This window comes from Pengzhenrongella frigida, from assembly GCF_004168625.1.
In the GTDB taxonomy this organism is placed as follows: domain Bacteria; phylum Actinomycetota; class Actinomycetes; order Actinomycetales; family Cellulomonadaceae; genus Pengzhenrongella; species Pengzhenrongella frigida.
Window position 1 is genome coordinate 1 of record NZ_SDWW01000021.1, and the last position, 15485, is coordinate 15485.

At 72.5% G+C, this 15485-nt stretch carries 12 protein-coding genes; 4 read left to right on the top strand and 8 right to left on the bottom strand.

Going from position 1 to position 15485, the window contains the following annotated elements; genetic code table 11:
• The 5 genes from EUA98_RS20260 to EUA98_RS09955 form a co-directional block, all read right to left on the bottom strand.
• Positions 1–125: FAD-binding protein (locus tag EUA98_RS20260; RefSeq protein WP_130102530.1), on the bottom strand; the 125-nt coding region annotated here is incomplete at its 3' end.
• A 96-nt stretch (positions 126–221) separates the two neighbouring features.
• Positions 222–2393 carry a protein kinase family protein gene (locus EUA98_RS09940; RefSeq protein WP_130102531.1) on the bottom strand — a complete coding sequence of 724 codons (2172 nt, stop codon included), beginning with the start codon at positions 2391–2393 and terminating at the stop codon, positions 222–224.
• Between the two features lie 73 nt (positions 2394–2466).
• Positions 2467–4131 (bottom strand): murein biosynthesis integral membrane protein MurJ, encoded by a 1665-nt coding sequence (murJ, locus tag EUA98_RS09945; RefSeq protein ID WP_130102532.1) that lies wholly within the window; start codon positions 4129–4131, stop codon positions 2467–2469.
• Positions 4128–6362 carry a DUF6049 family protein gene (locus EUA98_RS09950; RefSeq protein ID WP_130102533.1) on the bottom strand — a complete coding sequence of 745 codons (2235 nt, stop codon included), beginning with the start codon at positions 6360–6362 and terminating at the stop codon, positions 4128–4130. The genes murJ and EUA98_RS09950 overlap by 4 nt, the downstream gene beginning before the upstream one ends.
• Positions 6359–6907 (bottom strand): NUDIX hydrolase, encoded by a 549-nt coding sequence (locus tag EUA98_RS09955; RefSeq protein WP_130102534.1) that lies wholly within the window; start codon positions 6905–6907, stop codon positions 6359–6361. The genes EUA98_RS09950 and EUA98_RS09955 overlap by 4 nt, the downstream gene beginning before the upstream one ends.
• Positions 6908–7051: 144 nt before the next feature.
• Here EUA98_RS09955 and EUA98_RS09960 point away from each other — a divergent pair, with 144 nt between their 5' ends.
• On the top strand, positions 7052–8545 hold the full coding sequence (locus EUA98_RS09960) for a CCA tRNA nucleotidyltransferase (RefSeq protein ID WP_130102583.1): 1494 nt from the start codon (positions 7052–7054) through the stop codon (positions 8543–8545).
• A gap of 37 nt (positions 8546–8582) precedes the next feature.
• On the opposite strand, the gene EUA98_RS09965 is transcribed toward EUA98_RS09960, so the two are convergent.
• On the bottom strand, positions 8583–9869 hold the full coding sequence (locus EUA98_RS09965; RefSeq protein ID WP_130102535.1) for an MFS transporter: 1287 nt from the start codon (positions 9867–9869) through the stop codon (positions 8583–8585).
• Between the two features lie 182 nt (positions 9870–10051).
• Between EUA98_RS09965 and moaC the strand changes: the two genes are divergently transcribed.
• The gene (gene moaC, locus EUA98_RS09970; protein WP_130102536.1) at positions 10052–10537 is read left to right on the top strand and encodes a cyclic pyranopterin monophosphate synthase MoaC; all 486 of its coding nucleotides are present in this window, start codon (positions 10052–10054) and stop codon (positions 10535–10537) included.
• A gap of 88 nt (positions 10538–10625) precedes the next feature.
• On the opposite strand, the gene EUA98_RS09975 is transcribed toward moaC, so the two are convergent.
• Together EUA98_RS09975 and EUA98_RS09980 are read right to left on the bottom strand one after the other, a co-directional pair.
• Positions 10626–11705, bottom strand: coding sequence for an inositol-3-phosphate synthase (locus EUA98_RS09975; RefSeq protein ID WP_130102537.1), 1080 nt, complete (start codon positions 11703–11705; stop codon positions 10626–10628).
• Positions 11702–12346, bottom strand: a complete 645-nt coding sequence (locus EUA98_RS09980; protein ID WP_130102538.1) for a PadR family transcriptional regulator — start codon at positions 12344–12346, stop codon at positions 11702–11704. Before EUA98_RS09980 ends, EUA98_RS09975 begins: the two co-directional genes overlap by 4 nt.
• Positions 12347–12627: 281 nt before the next feature.
• Here EUA98_RS09980 and EUA98_RS09985 point away from each other — a divergent pair, with 281 nt between their 5' ends.
• On the top strand, positions 12628–15018 hold the full coding sequence (locus EUA98_RS09985) for a transglycosylase domain-containing protein (protein ID WP_130102539.1): 2391 nt from the start codon (positions 12628–12630) through the stop codon (positions 15016–15018).
• Positions 15019–15190: 172 nt separating this feature from the next.
• The gene (gene rpsF / locus EUA98_RS09990) at positions 15191–15481 is read left to right on the top strand and encodes a 30S ribosomal protein S6 (protein ID WP_130102540.1); all 291 of its coding nucleotides are present in this window, start codon (positions 15191–15193) and stop codon (positions 15479–15481) included.
• Positions 15482–15485 lie beyond the last annotated feature (4 nt).

Sequence of the window (15485 nt, forward strand, 5' to 3'; positions counted from 1 at the left end):
GTCACCGAACCCGCCAGCACCAGCGGGGCGAACCCCGCCCGCGCCGCATACAGGGCCGCGGTGTACCCGGCGGGGCCAGACCCCACGATGATCAGGTCGCGGAGGGTGCTCGTCTGCTCGGTCAAGAGATGGTCCTTCGAAGAGATCGGTCGAGGGTGGACTTGTTCGGATCCACCGTGCAGCAGAACGGTTTCACCGGAGGATCTGTTCCGGTCGAGCGGTCAGGACACGCCCACCTCGGCGAGCTCGAGCCGGTTCTTGCCGTCGGCCGTCTGCGGCAGCGAGGTGAACCACAGCACGATGCTCTGGGTCTCGGTCGGTGCGGAGAGCGTCAGGACCGTCGTGCCGCCGAGGGTTCCCGACGCCAGGACGTCTCCCTGGTTCGGGGTCGACGGATCCGTGGCCCGGACCTCGACCTGCCCGCCTGTGCCGTTGACCTGCAGGGTCACGGTGGAGACGTTCGCCGGGGCCTGGAGGGACACCGCGTAGCCGACGCCCTCCTTCAGGCCGGAGAATTCCGGCGAGTTGAACGTGCGGGTGAACCAGAAGGTCCCGGGGTCGCCGTCGATCGCGAGCGGGGCGGCCTCGGGGTGCTCGTTGTCGTCGCCGGCGGGCGGCGGGTCGAGCGACTGGCCCGAGACGATCGCGGGTGCCGCACCGGGCTCCACAGCCGGGGCCGGGGCGGCATCGGGCTCAGCGGCGGGGGCCTCCTCGGCGGGAGCGCTGACCGTCGGGAGCGGATCGCTGCGCGGCGGCGCGTCCCGGATCGGGGCCGTCAGGGCCTGGAGCGCGAGGTAGAGCCCGATCACCACGGCGATCACGACGACGGCGAGCACGAGGCGCGTCGGGTCGAACCGCTTGGTCGCGACCTGCTCCCGTGCGGAGACGACCTCGTCGAAGGCCCGCGGGCCGGTGCCTTCCCGGCCGGCAGCGGGTCCACCGGTGGGTCCCGCTGTGGGTCCCGCTGTGGGTCCGGCGACGGAGGGACCACCCACCACGGCCCCCGCGGCGCGCGGGAGCGGCGCGCTGCGTCGCTCGTCGTCCACCGCAGGCGCGGGTCGGGGCGGGGCCGCGGGCGCCGCGGGTGGCGTGGTCGGCGTCGGCGGCAGGGCCCGCGACGAGCTCGGTTCCGCCGGCGGGAACGCGGGCGGGGGAGTCGAGGCGACCACTGCGGTCGGGACCACTGCGGTCGGGGCCGCGGCGGAGTCGTCCGCCGATGCGCGCGCCGTCTGAGCCGACGCGCGCGCCGCTTCGGCCGCGGCGGCCTGCGCAGCGTCAGCCGTGCGGGCGGACGCGTCCCGGGCTGCTGACGAGGCTGCTGCAGCGCCGACAACTGCCGCAGCGCCCGCACCGACCCCGGACACGGCACCGAACTGGCTGGACCGGGCCGGGGCCGCGGCGGGAGGGGTCGCCGGGCGAGCGGCGGTACCGGGCGGCTGCGCGGCGAACGCGGAGCGGACCGACTGACGCTGCACCGTCGGGGGCGCCGACACCGGGGCGGGCTCCACCGCGGCAGCCTTGGCGTCCGCAGCGGCCTTGCGGGCGGACCGGGCCGAGGTGGTCGTCGGGTCCCACTGCGGCTCCTTGGCGGCTGCGAGGAGGTCGCGTGCACGGATGCTGCCCCACGGCTCGAGCTCGAGGACGAGCTCGGCCGGGCTGTGCGGCCCGTCGTCGTTCGGCCCGAGAGTGACGGCGCAGAGGGTGTCGAGGTCGTTCGGGATGCCAGCCACCAGCTCGGAGGGCGCGATGGGGCGACCCTCGACGAGCGGGGCCGCGGGGAGCTGGGCGGTCGCGCTGGCGGGGTCGTCGGTGCCGAACGCGGCTCCGGGCCACCGGCCGGTGAGCGACGCATAGAGCAGGGCGACGAGGCCGACCGTGTCCGCGCGGGTCGTCGACCGAGCGTCGCCGATGCCCTGCCCCAGGAGCGCGCCGTCGACGGCGAGGCCGGTGATCAGCACCCGGTCGTCGGCCGCGAGGTGGAGGACGGAGGGGCGCAGCGTCAGGTGGTGCACTCCCCGGCGTCGAGCGGCCTCGAGCGCGGCGGCGGCCTCGCCCACGATGGCGCGCGCCTGGTCGGCGGGCAGCGGACCGCGTGAGACGAGCTGGGCCAACGACGGGCCGGTGACCGGCTCGGTGATCATGTACGCGACGCCCTCGTGGTCGCCGACGTCGAGCACGCGCACCAGGCGCGGATCGGCGACGAGCGCCGCGCGGCGGGCGGCGTCGACCGCCTGCGGCACGCGGCCCTCGGTGAGGAGGGCGACCCGAACGCCTCGATCCAGGATCTGGTCGTTCGCGTCCCAGGCGGCGGCACCGACGAGGTCCGACGGGATAGGTCGCAGCAGCCGATACCGGCCCGCCAGCAAGGTGCCTTGTCCGACGACGCCGTCCACAGGGCCTCCCCCTCGCTCGTCACGCGTGACCCGCGTGGTTGTGGGTTACCGACCGCTGGCCGGTGCGGCCATGCTACGCGGAGCGGCCCACGCGCCGGAGCAGGGGACGCAGCAGGTCGTCGAGCTCGCTGACCCGCATGACCTTGAGCAGGCCCGCGTAGATCGCGGTCATGAGCAGGCCCACCACCGCGCAGATCAGCGCCGCGCGCCCGAACCCCGTGTCGGGGAGCCCGCCGATGAGGTGCACGACGGCCCACCCGGCACCCGCCGCGACCCCGGCGGCCACGCCGACCCGGACGTACAGCCGCAGCACCCGCCCGGCCCCGAAGCCCTCGAGCCGGCGCCGCTGCATCCACAGCGCGACGACGGCACCGACACCGTACGAGAGCGTCATGGCCGCGCCGGCGCCCGCGACCCAGTATTTCGGGGACAGCAGCGCCTGCCCGAGCAGCGAGCCCGCCACGACGACCAGGGCCATGCCGATCTGGATCGGGAGCATGGACCGGGCGTCCTCGTACGCGTAGAAGACGCGCTGGGCCATGGACCACGCCCCGAACGCGGGCAGGCCGAGGATCATCACGACGATCACCGTGGCGAGCGCCGAGATGTCCGCCGGACTCGCGGAGAACTGCAGCACCCGGGCGAACGGGTAGGCAAGGACCGCGATCACCGCGGTCGCGAAGACCGTGAACAGGCCGACGGTCCGGAGCCCGAACGACAGCTCGTCGCGCACCGCAGCGACGTCACCGACCGCAGCCTTCGCCGAGAGGCCGGTGAACAGCGCGGTGAGCAGCGAGACGGTCACCAGCGAGTGCGGAAGCATGAAGACGAGGAAGGCGTAGCTGTAGACCGCGTTGCCGGCCACGCCGAGCCCGGCGTCGGGTGTGGAGTTGACCGCGCTGGCCACGTTCGTCACGACGAGGATGCCCAGCTGGCCGACGACGAGCCCGGCGAACGTCCACGAGGCGACCTGCCCGGCCCGGCCGAGGCCCACGCCGCGGAAGCCCCAGCGGGGCAGGTAGCGGAACCCGCTCCGGTAGAGCGGGATGAACAGCACGAAGGCCTGCGCGACGACCCCGAGGGTGGCCGTCCCGGCGAGGAGCGCGACCTGCCCGCCGGACCAGGTGGTCGGATCGGCGATGACGTCCTTGTTCGCGTTGAAGCTCCCGAAGACCGCGAGGTAGACCCCGAGCCCCGCCATGGACACGAGGTTGTTGACCACGGGCGCCCACATCAGCGGGCCGAAGCTGCCGCGCGCGTTGAGGACCTGGCCGATGAGCGTGTACACGCCGTAGAAGAGCACCTGCGGGAGGCACCAGTAGGCGAAGAGCACGGCGAGGCCGGTCAGGGCCGGATCGCCGAGATTCGAGTAGATCGCGACGAAGACGGGCGCGGCGAGGGTGAGGATCGCCGTCAGCACGGCGAGCGCGACCGTGCCGAGCGTCAGCAGCCGGTTGACGTAGTCGTCGCCCTGGCCGTCGGTCCGCTGGTAGGCGCGGACCACCTGCGGCACGAGCACCGCGTTGAGCACCCCGCCCGCGATCAGCAGGTACAGGATGTTGGGCAGCGTGTTGCCGAGGGCGAACGCGTCGGCCGCACCGCCGGTCATCCCGATCGCGTACACGAGCAGCGAGCCCTTGACGAACCCGAGGATGCGCGAGACGGCCGTGCCGGACGCCATCAACGACGTGTGCTTGCCGAGGTTGGTGTGGCCGGAGGCGGTCGGGGACGTGGTCATGACTTCTCCGGGGGAGGTCCGGTGATCTCGGCGATCTCCGCGATCTGGGCGGGACTGGCGCCTCGGGTCTTGGTCTGGCCTCGGCGGATCGTGCGCCCGATCCCGAACAGGAGCCCGAGCCCGAGGACGCCGGCCACGACGGCGGTGCCGACGTTCTCCCAGTCGGCCCGCACGCGCACGGTGAACGAGGTCGGCTCGGACACCGGGGCGCCGCCGGGCGCGAGCAGGGTCACCTCGACCCGGACGTCGCCGCTGCCCACCGCGTGGAACGGGATCCGCGCCTGCGTCTCGGAGTTGGCCGGGACCGTGATGGTCTCGGGTCCGTCGACCACGAGCAGCCGGTTCTCCGGGACGAGCGAGACCTGCAGCGTCACGTCCTGGTCGAGCTCGTTGCGAAGCCCGACGGGCAGGAAGCCGGACCGGGAGATGAGGCTGAGCACGCTGCCAGGAACCACCGACACGCCGGTGGCCCGCGCTGCCAGGTCCGTCGCGACCTCCTGCACGACGTCGGCGCGTCCGCCCTCGTCGGCGCGCCAGGCCACGGACAGCGGGGCGAGCACGGCGGCATCGGCTCCCGCGGTCAGCGCCGCCGGGTCGGGGACCAGGGTGGCGAACGTCGTGAGGTCCGCGCGGGCCGAGCTCAGCGAGCTGATCGCGGACGGGGTGAGCTCGCGGTCGGCGGTCACCTCCGAGGGCAGGGCTTCCCGCTCGACCGCTGGGTCGGCCGTGCCGATCAGGGTCGCCAGCGGGGCCAGGTCGACCCAGGGCGCCTCGGCCAGCGCCGCGAGCTGCGCACGCGCGACGGCGACGTCCGGCGACCAGCCGCGCCGGGGGGCGATGAGCAGGTGGCGGGAGTCGCTCGGCCGTTCGCGCGCGACGATCGCGGTCTCGGCGAGCACGCGCTGCGCCGCGGTTGCGGGGGTCGTCTGCGCGGCCGGGTCGCCGGTGGCGGCGGTCGGCGCCGCGGGGTCCGTCTCGCTCGCGTCCGACTCGCTGGTGCTGTCGGGATCGGTGAACAGGTCGGTCAGCGTGCTGTCGGCGACGAGCGCGGCGACCTCTCCCGCGGCGGTCGGCACGGTCGCTCGACCGGTCGAGGTGTAGTTGAGGTCCAGCGCCGCCAGCCCGTCCCCGCCCACAATCACGGTGCGCGCGCCGACCTGGGCCGCCAGGGCGACCGTCTCGTGGTCGGGGACCTCGTCCGCCGGCCAGGCCAGGTCGGTGCGCGGCGGCGAGCCGAGCAGGGGAAGGGGGGCGGCTCCTGCGAGCGAGACCGCGGTGGCCGCGACGTCCTGCTCTCCCGCGTGCGCCAAGGCGGCGAGGTCGGGGTCGAAGGCGGGCAGGGTGAACACGTCGCGACCGGCAGCGGCCCGGCCGAGACCCGTGCCCAGGGCCCGGGCGTCGGCGTCGGACGCCGCGGTGCTGAGGTCGCTCGACGCCTCCGGCGGGGCGTCCGGCCCGGCCAGCCCGGCCAGGACTGCAGGGTCGAGCGCCCAGGCGACCTCGGGCCGGTCGCGGGTGATCTCGAGCAGGTCGGCGAGCCGTTCGATCGTGTCGTCCGTCGGGAGGGTGGGTTCGGTGGCGGCCTCGGCATCGAGGGCCTCGCCCGTGAAGGGCACGGCCACCGACACCCGGACGGAGGCCTCGGGCTCGGCCGGGAGCCAGAGGGTGAACGTGCGGGCCAGGCCCACCCGGGCGCCGTCGTCGGTCACCTCGACCGAGATCCCGCGCGGCCCCCAGGCGGCCGGCGCCGAGGAGAGGAGCAGGTCACCGGCGGGGACGAGGAACTCGACGTCGGCCGACGCGCCCGGGGCGAGCGGTGCGCCCAGCACGACCGGCTGCCCCACGGGGGTGCCGGCCGTGTCGGTCGCGCCGAAGCCCGTCCACTCCTCGACCGCGCTGCGGGTGGAGATGAGGAAACGTCGGATCCGCAGCGTCGCGCGCGGCTCGGCGATCGCCTCGTCGCTCCGGTTCGTCACGGTCGCCCGGACCGCGAGCTGGCCGTCGGGTCGCAGCACCTGGGGTGACACGGCGGTCACGGCGACCTGGACGGGAAGCTCGAGCGGCACCTCGTCCGTGGGGGAGGGGGTCGCGCTCCCGACCTCGGCGAGGGCGTCGCTGCCCGTGCTCACCAGGCCGGTGAGGACGACCGCCGCGCCCAGCAGCGTCCCGAGCAGGCCGCGAAGCAGGGGGCCGGGCCAGGGGCGCCGCGCGCGTCGGAGGTGGGCGTTCATGCCCCGTTGACGAGCACCACGTGCGCCGCCTCCGCGAGCCGTCGCTCGTTGGGGTAGGCGAGCCGCTGGGGGAGGTCGCTCAGGGCGACCCACTCCGCGATCTCGGCCTCGCCGTCCGGGTCGCCCTCGACCGTCAAGGTCCCACCGAGGGCATCGAGCAGGAAGTGGTGGACGACCTTGTGCACGCGTCGGTCGTCGCCGGTGAACCAGTAGTCGACGATTCCCAGCCGACGCACGACCTCGCCGCGGATGCCGGTCTCCTCCGCGATCTCACGGACGGCCGCCTCCTCGGGGGTCTCGGTCCCCTCGAGGTGTCCCTTGGGCAGGCACCACTCGAGTCGACCGGCCCGGTTGCGCCGGGCGATGACCGCGGCGAGGTGCACGCCGTGCACCAAGGACACGACCAACCCGCCCGCGGAGGTCTCGTCGACCACCGGAAGGCTCGGTGGCACTGCCCGCGCCACGGAGGGGTCGATGCGTAGCGCGTGCCCGCCGGGAGGCGCCGGCACGCCGGGCGGGCGTGGTTGTGGCGCGACGCTGGACATGCCGCCACTGTAACTACCCCACGCGGCGACCCCCGGCATCTGGGGGACTCCGGACGGTCCGACTGCAGGTGAGCGGGCGCCTGCGTCCGCCCGCGGAGACTTCTGGCAGGCTTGGACGCCGTGCCCCCGAACGAGAACACCACCGTGAACGCCGCCCCGTCGGACCCGGGAGCCGCCGGCGCCGGGCCCGCGGTGCTCGCCGACCTCCAGCGACGGGCACTGGGAATCCTCACCGAGCTGGCTCCCGCCGCCATCGAGCTGGGCGAGGTGTTCGCCGCCGCCGGCCACGAGCTCGCGCTGGTGGGCGGACCGGTCCGCGACGCGTTCCTCGGCCGGGTCAGCGCCGATCTCGACTTCACGACGTCGGCCACCCCCGACCAGACGCAGGCGCTGCTCGCGAAGTGGGGCGACACCCACTGGGACATCGGCAAGGCGTTCGGCACGATCGGCGCCGGGCGGCGCCGGGGCGGCGAGGACGTCGTCGTCGAGGTGACGACCTACCGGACCGACGCGTACGACCCGTCGTCGCGCAAGCCGGAGGTCGCCTTCGGGAAGACCCTCGAGGGCGATCTGTCGCGGCGGGACTTCACGGTGAACTCGATGGCGGTGCGGCTGCCGGGCCTCACGTTCGTGGATCCGTTCGACGGGCTCGCCGACCTCGCCGGTCGGACGCTGCGCACCCCGGTGGCGGCGCGCCAGTCGTTCGACGACGACCCGCTGCGGATGATGCGGGCGGCGCGGTTCGTGGCGCAGCTCGGGTTCACGCTCGACCCCGAGGCGCGGACGGCGATCGAGGAGATGGCCGAGCGGATCACGATCGTCTCGGCCGAGCGGGTGCGCGACGAGCTGGTGAAGCTGATGATCTCGCCCCGGCCGCGGCGCGGGCTCGAGGTGCTGGTCGACACCGGGCTCGCCGACCACGTGCTCCCCGAGCTGCCGGCGCTCCGGCTCGAGATCGACGAGCACCACCGGCACAAGGACGTCTACCAGCACTCCCTGACGGTGCTCGAGCAGGCGATCGACCTGGAGACCGGGCCGGCGGGCGCGGTGCCGGGTCCCGACCTCGTGCTGCGGCTCGCGGCGTTGTTGCACGACGTCGGCAAACCCGCCACCCGCCGGTTCGAGGAGAACGGCGGCGTGAGCTTCCACCATCACGAGGTCGTCGGCGCGAAGCTGATCTCCCGGCGGCTCAGGGCGCTCCGGTTCGACAAGGACACCGTCAAGGCGGTCGCGCGGCTGACCGAGCTGCACCTGCGCTTCCACGGGTACGGCGAGGGCAGCTGGACCGACTCGGCCGTGCGCCGCTACGTGACCGACGCCGGCCCGCTCCTCGAGCGCCTGCACCGCCTCACCCGCTCCGACTCCACGACCCGGAACCGGCGCAAGGCGGAGCGGTTGTCCGGCGCCTACGACGCGCTCGAGGCGCGGATCGCGGTCCTGCGGGAGCATGAGGAGCTCGCCGCGATGCGGCCCTCGCTGGACGGCGGCCAGATCATGGCGATCCTCGACCTGAAGCCGGGGCCGGTGGTCGGGAAGGCCTACGCGTTCCTGCTCGAGCTGCGGCTGGACCGCGGCCCGCTCTCGGAGGCCGAGGCCACGCAAGCCCTCCAGGAGTGGTGGGCGCAGCAGCCCCGGTAGCGGTGAGGCCTGTCCTGGGGCCTGTCCTGGGACCTGCTCAGGGGTGGCGCGCGGTCCGGGGGGCGCGGGCGCCGTAGACCGCCGCGGCGGTGAGGTAGGCGACCGCGAGGAGCGCGAACAGGGCCGGCGAGTACCCGGTGTCGGGCAGGACGAGCGCCGCCAGCGCCGCAGCACCGACGAACGCGGCGTTGTAGAGCACGTCGTACAGCGCGAACGCCCGACCGCGGAACGCGTCGTCGGTGTCCCGCTGCACGATCGTGTCCACCGCGATCTTCGCCCCCTGGGCCGCCAGCGCGAGCGCGACCGCCGCCGCGAGAAGGGCCCACCGCGAGATGGTCACCGTCAGCAGCAGCTGGCTCACCGCGGCCAGCACGAGGCAGTACACGATCCAGGCGTGCGGACCCGTGCGGCGGCTCAGCACCGGCGTGAGCACGGCGGCGAGGACGAACCCGACCGCGGACGCGGCGAGGACGGTGCCGAAGGTCCGCAGCCCCGCAGCCGGGTCGGCGGGGTCCGCGAGCAGGTTGCGCGAGATGAGGATGCTCGCGATGAACACCACCCCGTAGAGGAACCGGTGGGTGGCCATCACGCCGAGCGCCCGCGCCGGGGTCTGGCGCTCGCGCAGGTGGCGGGCGCCGGCGACCAGGCCGCGGGCGAGGTTCTGCAGGGCCGCGCGCATCTGACCGGCGTCGGTCCGGCGCTCGGGGCCGAGCAGGTCGCGGCCCATCCGGGTGGCGAGCAGGGATGCCGTGGCGAACAGGATGGCGGCGACGGTCAGGACCGTCGCGTCCTTGCTGCGGCCGGGCTCGAGCAGCAGCCCGAGCACGAATCCGATGCCCGCACCGAGGCCGGCGGCGCCCGCGCCGAGCGTCGGCGTGAGCGAGTTCGCGGTGAGGAGCAGCGGACCGTCGACGACGCGCGGCAGCGAGGCCGACAGCGCTGCGAGCAGGAAGCGGTTGATCGACAGGTCGACGAGCGCGAGCACGTAGACCACGGGACCGACGCCGCTCGTGAGCAGGATGCCGGCGATCGCCAGGGTGATCACCACCCGGACGAGGTTGCCGACGAACAGCACCTGGCGCCGCCGCCAGCGGTCGAGCAGCACGCCGGCCCACGGTCCGACGACCGTGAACGGCAGCAGCAGGACCGCGAACGCTGCCGCGACGCCCGTTGCCGTGCTCGCGTTCTCGGGGGAGAAGAAGAACAGGGTGGCGAGGCCGACCTGGAACATCCCGTCCCCGGTCTGGCTCACCAGGCGCACCGCGAACAGCTTGCGGAAATCGGGAAGCCGCAGGAGCTCCTGGAGTTCGCTGATCACCTGCACGCGGGTCAGCGTAGTCGGCGTCCAGGGCCCCGTCGTCGACCCCTCGACCACCACGACACGGGGCGCCCGCACCTCTCCTCGGAGAGGGCAGGTGACCCCCGACCGGTCGGCGGTAGCGTGCCGGTGGCCTCGAACCTTCGAGGCCCGACCCGTCTTGGCGGGCGACGAAGGGATCTGGCGCGATGACGGACGACCGGCTGAACCTCACGCACGTCGACGAGCGCGGTGCGGCCCGGATGGTGGACGTGAGCGCGAAGGACGTCACCGTCCGCAGCGCGACCGCGAGCGGGTTCGTCTCGACGACGCCGATCGTCATCGGGCTGCTGCGCGGGGAGGGCGTGCCGAAGGGTGACGCGCTCGCCGTCGCGCGCATCGCGGGGATCCAGGCGGCCAAGCGCACGCCCGACCTGGTCCCGCTGTGCCACCCGATCGCGATCCACGGCGTGACGGTCGACCTCGAGGTCACCGACGACGGCGTCCGGATCGTCGCCACCGTGCGCACCGCCGACCGCACCGGCGTCGAGATGGAGGCGCTCACCTGCGTGGCCGTGGCCGGCCTCGCGCTGATCGACATGGTCAAGGCCGTCGACCGGGGCGCGACGATCACCGACGTCCGCGTCGAGGAGAAGACCGGCGGGCGCAGCGGGACCTGGCGCCGGACCCGGTAGTCGACGTCGGCCCTGGTTCGTCTGGGCCAGGCACGACGAAACCCCCGGCGACGTGCTTGCCGGGGGCCTCGTCAATCGCGGTGAACGACTAGCGCTCGTTGTCGCCGCGGATGAAGGCCTCGAGCTCCGCGCGGCCCTTGGTGTCTTCCATCTGCACGGGCGGGGACTTCATGAAGTACGTCGCGGCCGAGAGGATCGGGCCACCGATGCCGCGGTCCTTGGCGATCTTGGCGGCGCGGACGGCGTCGATGATGATGCCGGCCGAGTTGGGCGAGTCCCAGACCTCGAGCTTGTACTCGAGGTTGAGCGGGACCTCACCGAACGCGCGACCCTCGAGGCGGACGTAGGCCCACTTGCGGTCGTCGAGCCAGGCGATGTAGTCCGACGGCCCGATGTGGACGTTGCGCGGGGCAAGGTCCTGCTTGAGGTTCGAGGTGACGGCCTGCGTCTTGGAGATCTTCTTCGACTCGAGGCGCGTGCGCTCCAACATGTTCTTGAAGTCCATGTTGCCGCCGACGTTCAGCTGGTAGGTGCGGTCCAGGATGACGCCGCGGTCTTCGAAGAGCTTCGCGAGCACGCGGTGCGTGATGGTCGCGCCGACCTGCGACTTGATGTCGTCGCCGACGATCGCGACGCCGGCAGCCTCGAACTTGGCAGCCCACTCGGGGTCGGACGCGATGAACACGGGCAGGGCGTTGACGAACGCGACCTTCGCGTCGATGGCGCACTGCGCGTAGTACTTCGCGGCCTGCTCCGAACCGACCGGCAGGTAGCAGACGAGCACGTCGACGCGGGCTTCCTTGAGCGCGGCGACGATGTCGACGGGCGCTGCGTCGGACTCGTCGATCGTGTCGCTGTAGTACATGCCGAGACCGTCGAGCGTGTGGCCCCGCTGCACGGTCACGCCGAGCGGCGGGACGTCGGCGAACTTGATCGTGTTGTTCTCGCTGGCACCGATGGCCTCGGACAGGTCGAAACCGACCTTCTTGGCGTCGACGTCGAACGCAGCGACGAACTCCAGGTCGGAGACGTGGTAGTCACCGAACTGCACGTGCATGAGGCCGGGCACGGTGCTGGTCGGGTCAGCGTCCGCGTAGAAGTGCACGCCCTGGACCAGTGATGACGCGCAGTTGCCGACGCCGATGATGGCGACGCGGATGGAGGTCATCCTCGCTCCTTCGGTTCTGTGCCGGGACGAGTGCCGTCCACGGCGGGATCGGCGACGGTCGGTTGACCGGTGCCGTTGAGGCTCGCGCGGCGGGTGCCGCGCTCGTTGTCGATGAGGTCGTCGAGCCAGCGGACCTCTCGCTCCACGCCCTCGAGCCCGTGCCGCTGCAGCTCGAGGGTGTAGTCGTCCATGCGCTCGCGAGCGCGGTTGAACGACAGGCGGACCGTCTCCAGCCGCTCGGTGAGCCGGCTGCGCCGGCCCTCGAGGATCCGCAGGCGGGTCTCGGCGTCGGTCTGCGCGAAGAACGCGAACCGCACGTCGAAGTTCTCGTCCTCCCAGGCGGCCGGGCCGGACGAGGCCAGGATCGACTGGAAGTGCTCCTTGCCGTCGGCCGTGAGCTGGTAGACGATGCGCGCCCGCTTGCCGGACAGGGCGTGCGGCGGGGCGTCGGGGGAGTCGGTGCCGACGATCCAGCCTCGGACGACGAGCGACTTCAGGCAGGGATACAGCGACCCGTAGGACAGGGCGCGGAACGAGCCGAGCACGAGGTTGAGCCGCTTGCGCAGCTCGTAGCCGTGCAACGGGGACTCGTCGAGCAGGCCGAGGATGGCCGGCTCGAGAACGTCCGAACGTCCGCGCACAGCGGTCCTCCTCTACGGTGATCGTCGGTACTGCCATGCTTGACCGGCGGCGTTCGCGCTGCCGATGTATCGAATGGATACATCGAGAGAGTATGACCAACCGCGCGATCCGGCAACTGTCCGGCGTGCGGAGCAGTCGTGCGCATCGTGTGGAGCATCCCGGTGTGGAGCCCGGCACCGGGTCTTCTCCCGGGTTGCTCACGCATACTGTTCGCGCAACGGGCAGGTCCGCGCCAGGTCGCGGGGCCCTTGCGGACTAGTCGTCGGCGGGAAGGCAGGACGTGGCAAGCGCGAATCAGCAGGGTCGATCGGCGGGGTCGTCGCGATCGGCGGGTCGAGGTGCGACGAAGCGTGCGTCGTCGGGCAAGGGCGCGGCCAACGGCCGGCTCATCGACTACCCGCGGGCGGGCAAGTCCGGCGTCCGGCGCTGGCTGCCGTCCTGGCGGTTGGTGCTCGGCGTGATCCTCGCGGCCGGGTTCATGCTCCTCGGGCTCGTGGTCGCGGCCTATGCGACGACGACCATCCCCGAGGCGGACGAGTTCGCGCTGGCCGAGACGACGACCGTCCGGTACGCGAACAACGCCGACGGCACCCCCGGCGCCGTGATGGGGACCTTCGCCGAGCAGAAGCGGGTGCTCGTCGACGCGACGACGCTCCCCGAGCACGTGGGCCACGCCGTCGTCGCCTCGGAGGACTCCAGCTTCTACGAGAACGCGGGCGTCGACCCCGTCGGGATCGTCCGGGCGTTCGTCAACAACGTCAAGGGCGGTGCCACCCAGGGTGCCTCGACGATCACGCAGCAGTACGTCGAGCGGTACTACAACGGCAAGACCACCTCGGACTACGTCGGCAAGTTCCGGGAAGCCCTGCTCGCGGTGAAGATCAGTCAGAGCCAGGACAAGGAGGTCGTCCTGGGTAACTACCTGAACACGATCTACTTCGGCCGTGGCACCTACGGCATCCAGGCGGCGTCCCAGGCGTACTTCGCGGTCGACGCGAAGGACCTGACCGTCGCCCAGGGCGCCCTGCTCGCGGGGATCATCCCGTCGCCGTCGAACTGGGACCCCAAGACCAACCCCGAGCGGGCGCAGCAGCGTTGGGAGCGCGTCCTGGACCGGATGGTGCTGGGGGGCTGGCTCACGGCCGAGGAGCGCGCCGCGCAGGTCTACCCCGAGACCATCGAGCCCACGACCTCGCAGACCTTCGCGGGCCCGCAGGGGTACCTGCTCGCGATGGTGAAGGCCGAGCTCATCGACAAGGCCTCGTTCACCGAAGACCAGATCAACCGGGTCGGGCTCGACGTCGTCACGACGATCGAGCAGCCGCTCCAGGCCGCGGCCGAGGCGGCCGTGACGAGCCTGCGCGACGGCTCCCTCGCCGGCGAGGCCCCGAACGCCGCCACCAAGGTGGGGCTGACGTCGATCGATCCGGCGGACGGCGCGATCGTGGCGCTGTACGGCGGCCCGGACTACATCACCTCGGCGCAGAACGCCGCGACGCAGGACGTGGCCCAGGCTGGGTCGACCTTCAAGCCGTTCACGCTGGTCGCCGCGCTGGAGAACGGCGTCAGCCTGAGTGACACCTTCAGCGGCAAGAGCCCGCAGAAGATCGAGGGCTGGGAGAGCGAGACCGGGAAGGTCACCAACTTCGGCTCGGGCGGCGGGCAGAGCTTCGGCACGATCGACCTCGTCAAGGCCACCGCCGAGTCGGTCAACACCGTGTATGCCCAGCTCAACATCCAGGTGGGACCGGACAAGACCGCCGAGGTCGCCCACCGGGCGGGCATCACGACCGACGTGACGCAGGTCCCCTCGAACGTGCTGGGCAGCGACGCCGTCCACCCGCTCGACCTCGCCTCCGCCTACGCGACGTTCGCGGCCCAGGGCTACCACGCCGCACCGTTCATCGTGCGGGAGGCGAAGTACCTCAAGGACGGTGGCATCGCGTACCAGGGTGCCGGCGCTCGCGAGCAGGTGTTCGCCCCCGAGGTGATGGCCGACGCGACCTACGCGATGACCCAGGTGGTCGAGACGGGGTCGGGCAAGAAGTGGGTCAAGCCGCTCGGCCGCCCGATCGCCGGCAAGACGGGCACGTCGTCCGACAACAAGTCCGCGTGGTTCGTCGGCTACACCCCGCAGCTCGCGACGTCGGTGGCGTTCTACCAGCCGACGGCGGACGGGCTCGGTGAGGATCCGATCTCCGAGTTCGGCGGGGTTGCGCAGATCACGGGTGGCACGTGGCCGGCCAAGCTGTGGGCCGCGTACATGAAGCCGGTGCTCGAGGTGCCCAAGTACGCCGAGGTCGTGGACTTCCCCGAGCGGTCCAACGTGAACAAGAAGAAGCCGACCGCGACCGCGACCCCGACCCCCACGGCCGAGCCGACGCCGACCGAGGAGGCGCCGGTCGCGCCCACGGAGTCGACGGTGCCGGCCGGACTGGTGGGGATGACCCGGGCCGACGCGGAGGCCGCGATCATCAACGCCGGGCTCAGCGCCGGCGTGACCGAGGCGGTCGATGCGACCGTGCCGAAGGGGCGGGTCATCAGCGCCTCGCCCGCGGCGGGGGCCTCGGCGGCGCCCGGCTCGACGGTGGCGATCGTGATCTCCCTCGGTCCGGCGGTCGTGCCAGCGACACCGGTGGAGCCGACGCCGGCCGGTCCACCGGCCCAGTAATCCACACCTGCCGCCCCGGAGGTCTTCGGGGCGGCAGGTAACCGGTATCGTGGTGGGCTGCTGTGCCCATCGGACCTCGTCGCCTATCGATGCAGGCCCGGGTGCAGCGACGTACAGCCCTCCTGTCACGGAGAGACCGTGACCGCAAAGTCCACAGGAGGTGGGTAACCGCATGCGTCAGTACGAACTGATGATCATCCTCGACCCCGAGGTCGAAGAGCGCACCGTCGCACCATCGCTCGACAAGTACCTCACGGTGATCAAGACCACCGGCGGCACCGTCGACAAGGTCGACATCTGGGGCAAGCGCCGTCTGGCGTACGACATCCAGAAGAAGTCCGAAGGCATCTACGCGGTCGTGGACTTCACGGCCAGCTCGGACACCGCCAAGGAGCTCGACCGCCAGCTCGGCCTCAACGAGGTCGTCCTGCGGACCAAGGTCATGCGCGCCGACGCCAAATAGCGGC

Excerpts from the sequence above, each read along its gene's own strand:
- rpsF (WP_130102540.1), top strand. The coding sequence starts at position 15,191 with ATGCGTCAGTACGAACTGATGATCATCCTCGACCCCGAGGTCGAAGAG.
- murJ (WP_130102532.1), bottom strand. The coding sequence starts at position 4,131 with ATGACCACGTCCCCGACCGCCTCCGGCCACACCAACCTCGGCAAGCAC.
- EUA98_RS09975 (WP_130102537.1), bottom strand. The coding sequence starts at position 11,705 with ATGACCTCCATCCGCGTCGCCATCATCGGCGTCGGCAACTGCGCGTCA.
- EUA98_RS09955 (WP_130102534.1), bottom strand. The coding sequence starts at position 6,907 with ATGTCCAGCGTCGCGCCACAACCACGCCCGCCCGGCGTGCCGGCGCCT.
- EUA98_RS09950 (WP_130102533.1), bottom strand. The coding sequence starts at position 6,362 with ATGAACGCCCACCTCCGACGCGCGCGGCGCCCCTGGCCCGGCCCCCTG.
- moaC (WP_130102536.1), top strand. The coding sequence starts at position 10,052 with ATGACGGACGACCGGCTGAACCTCACGCACGTCGACGAGCGCGGTGCG.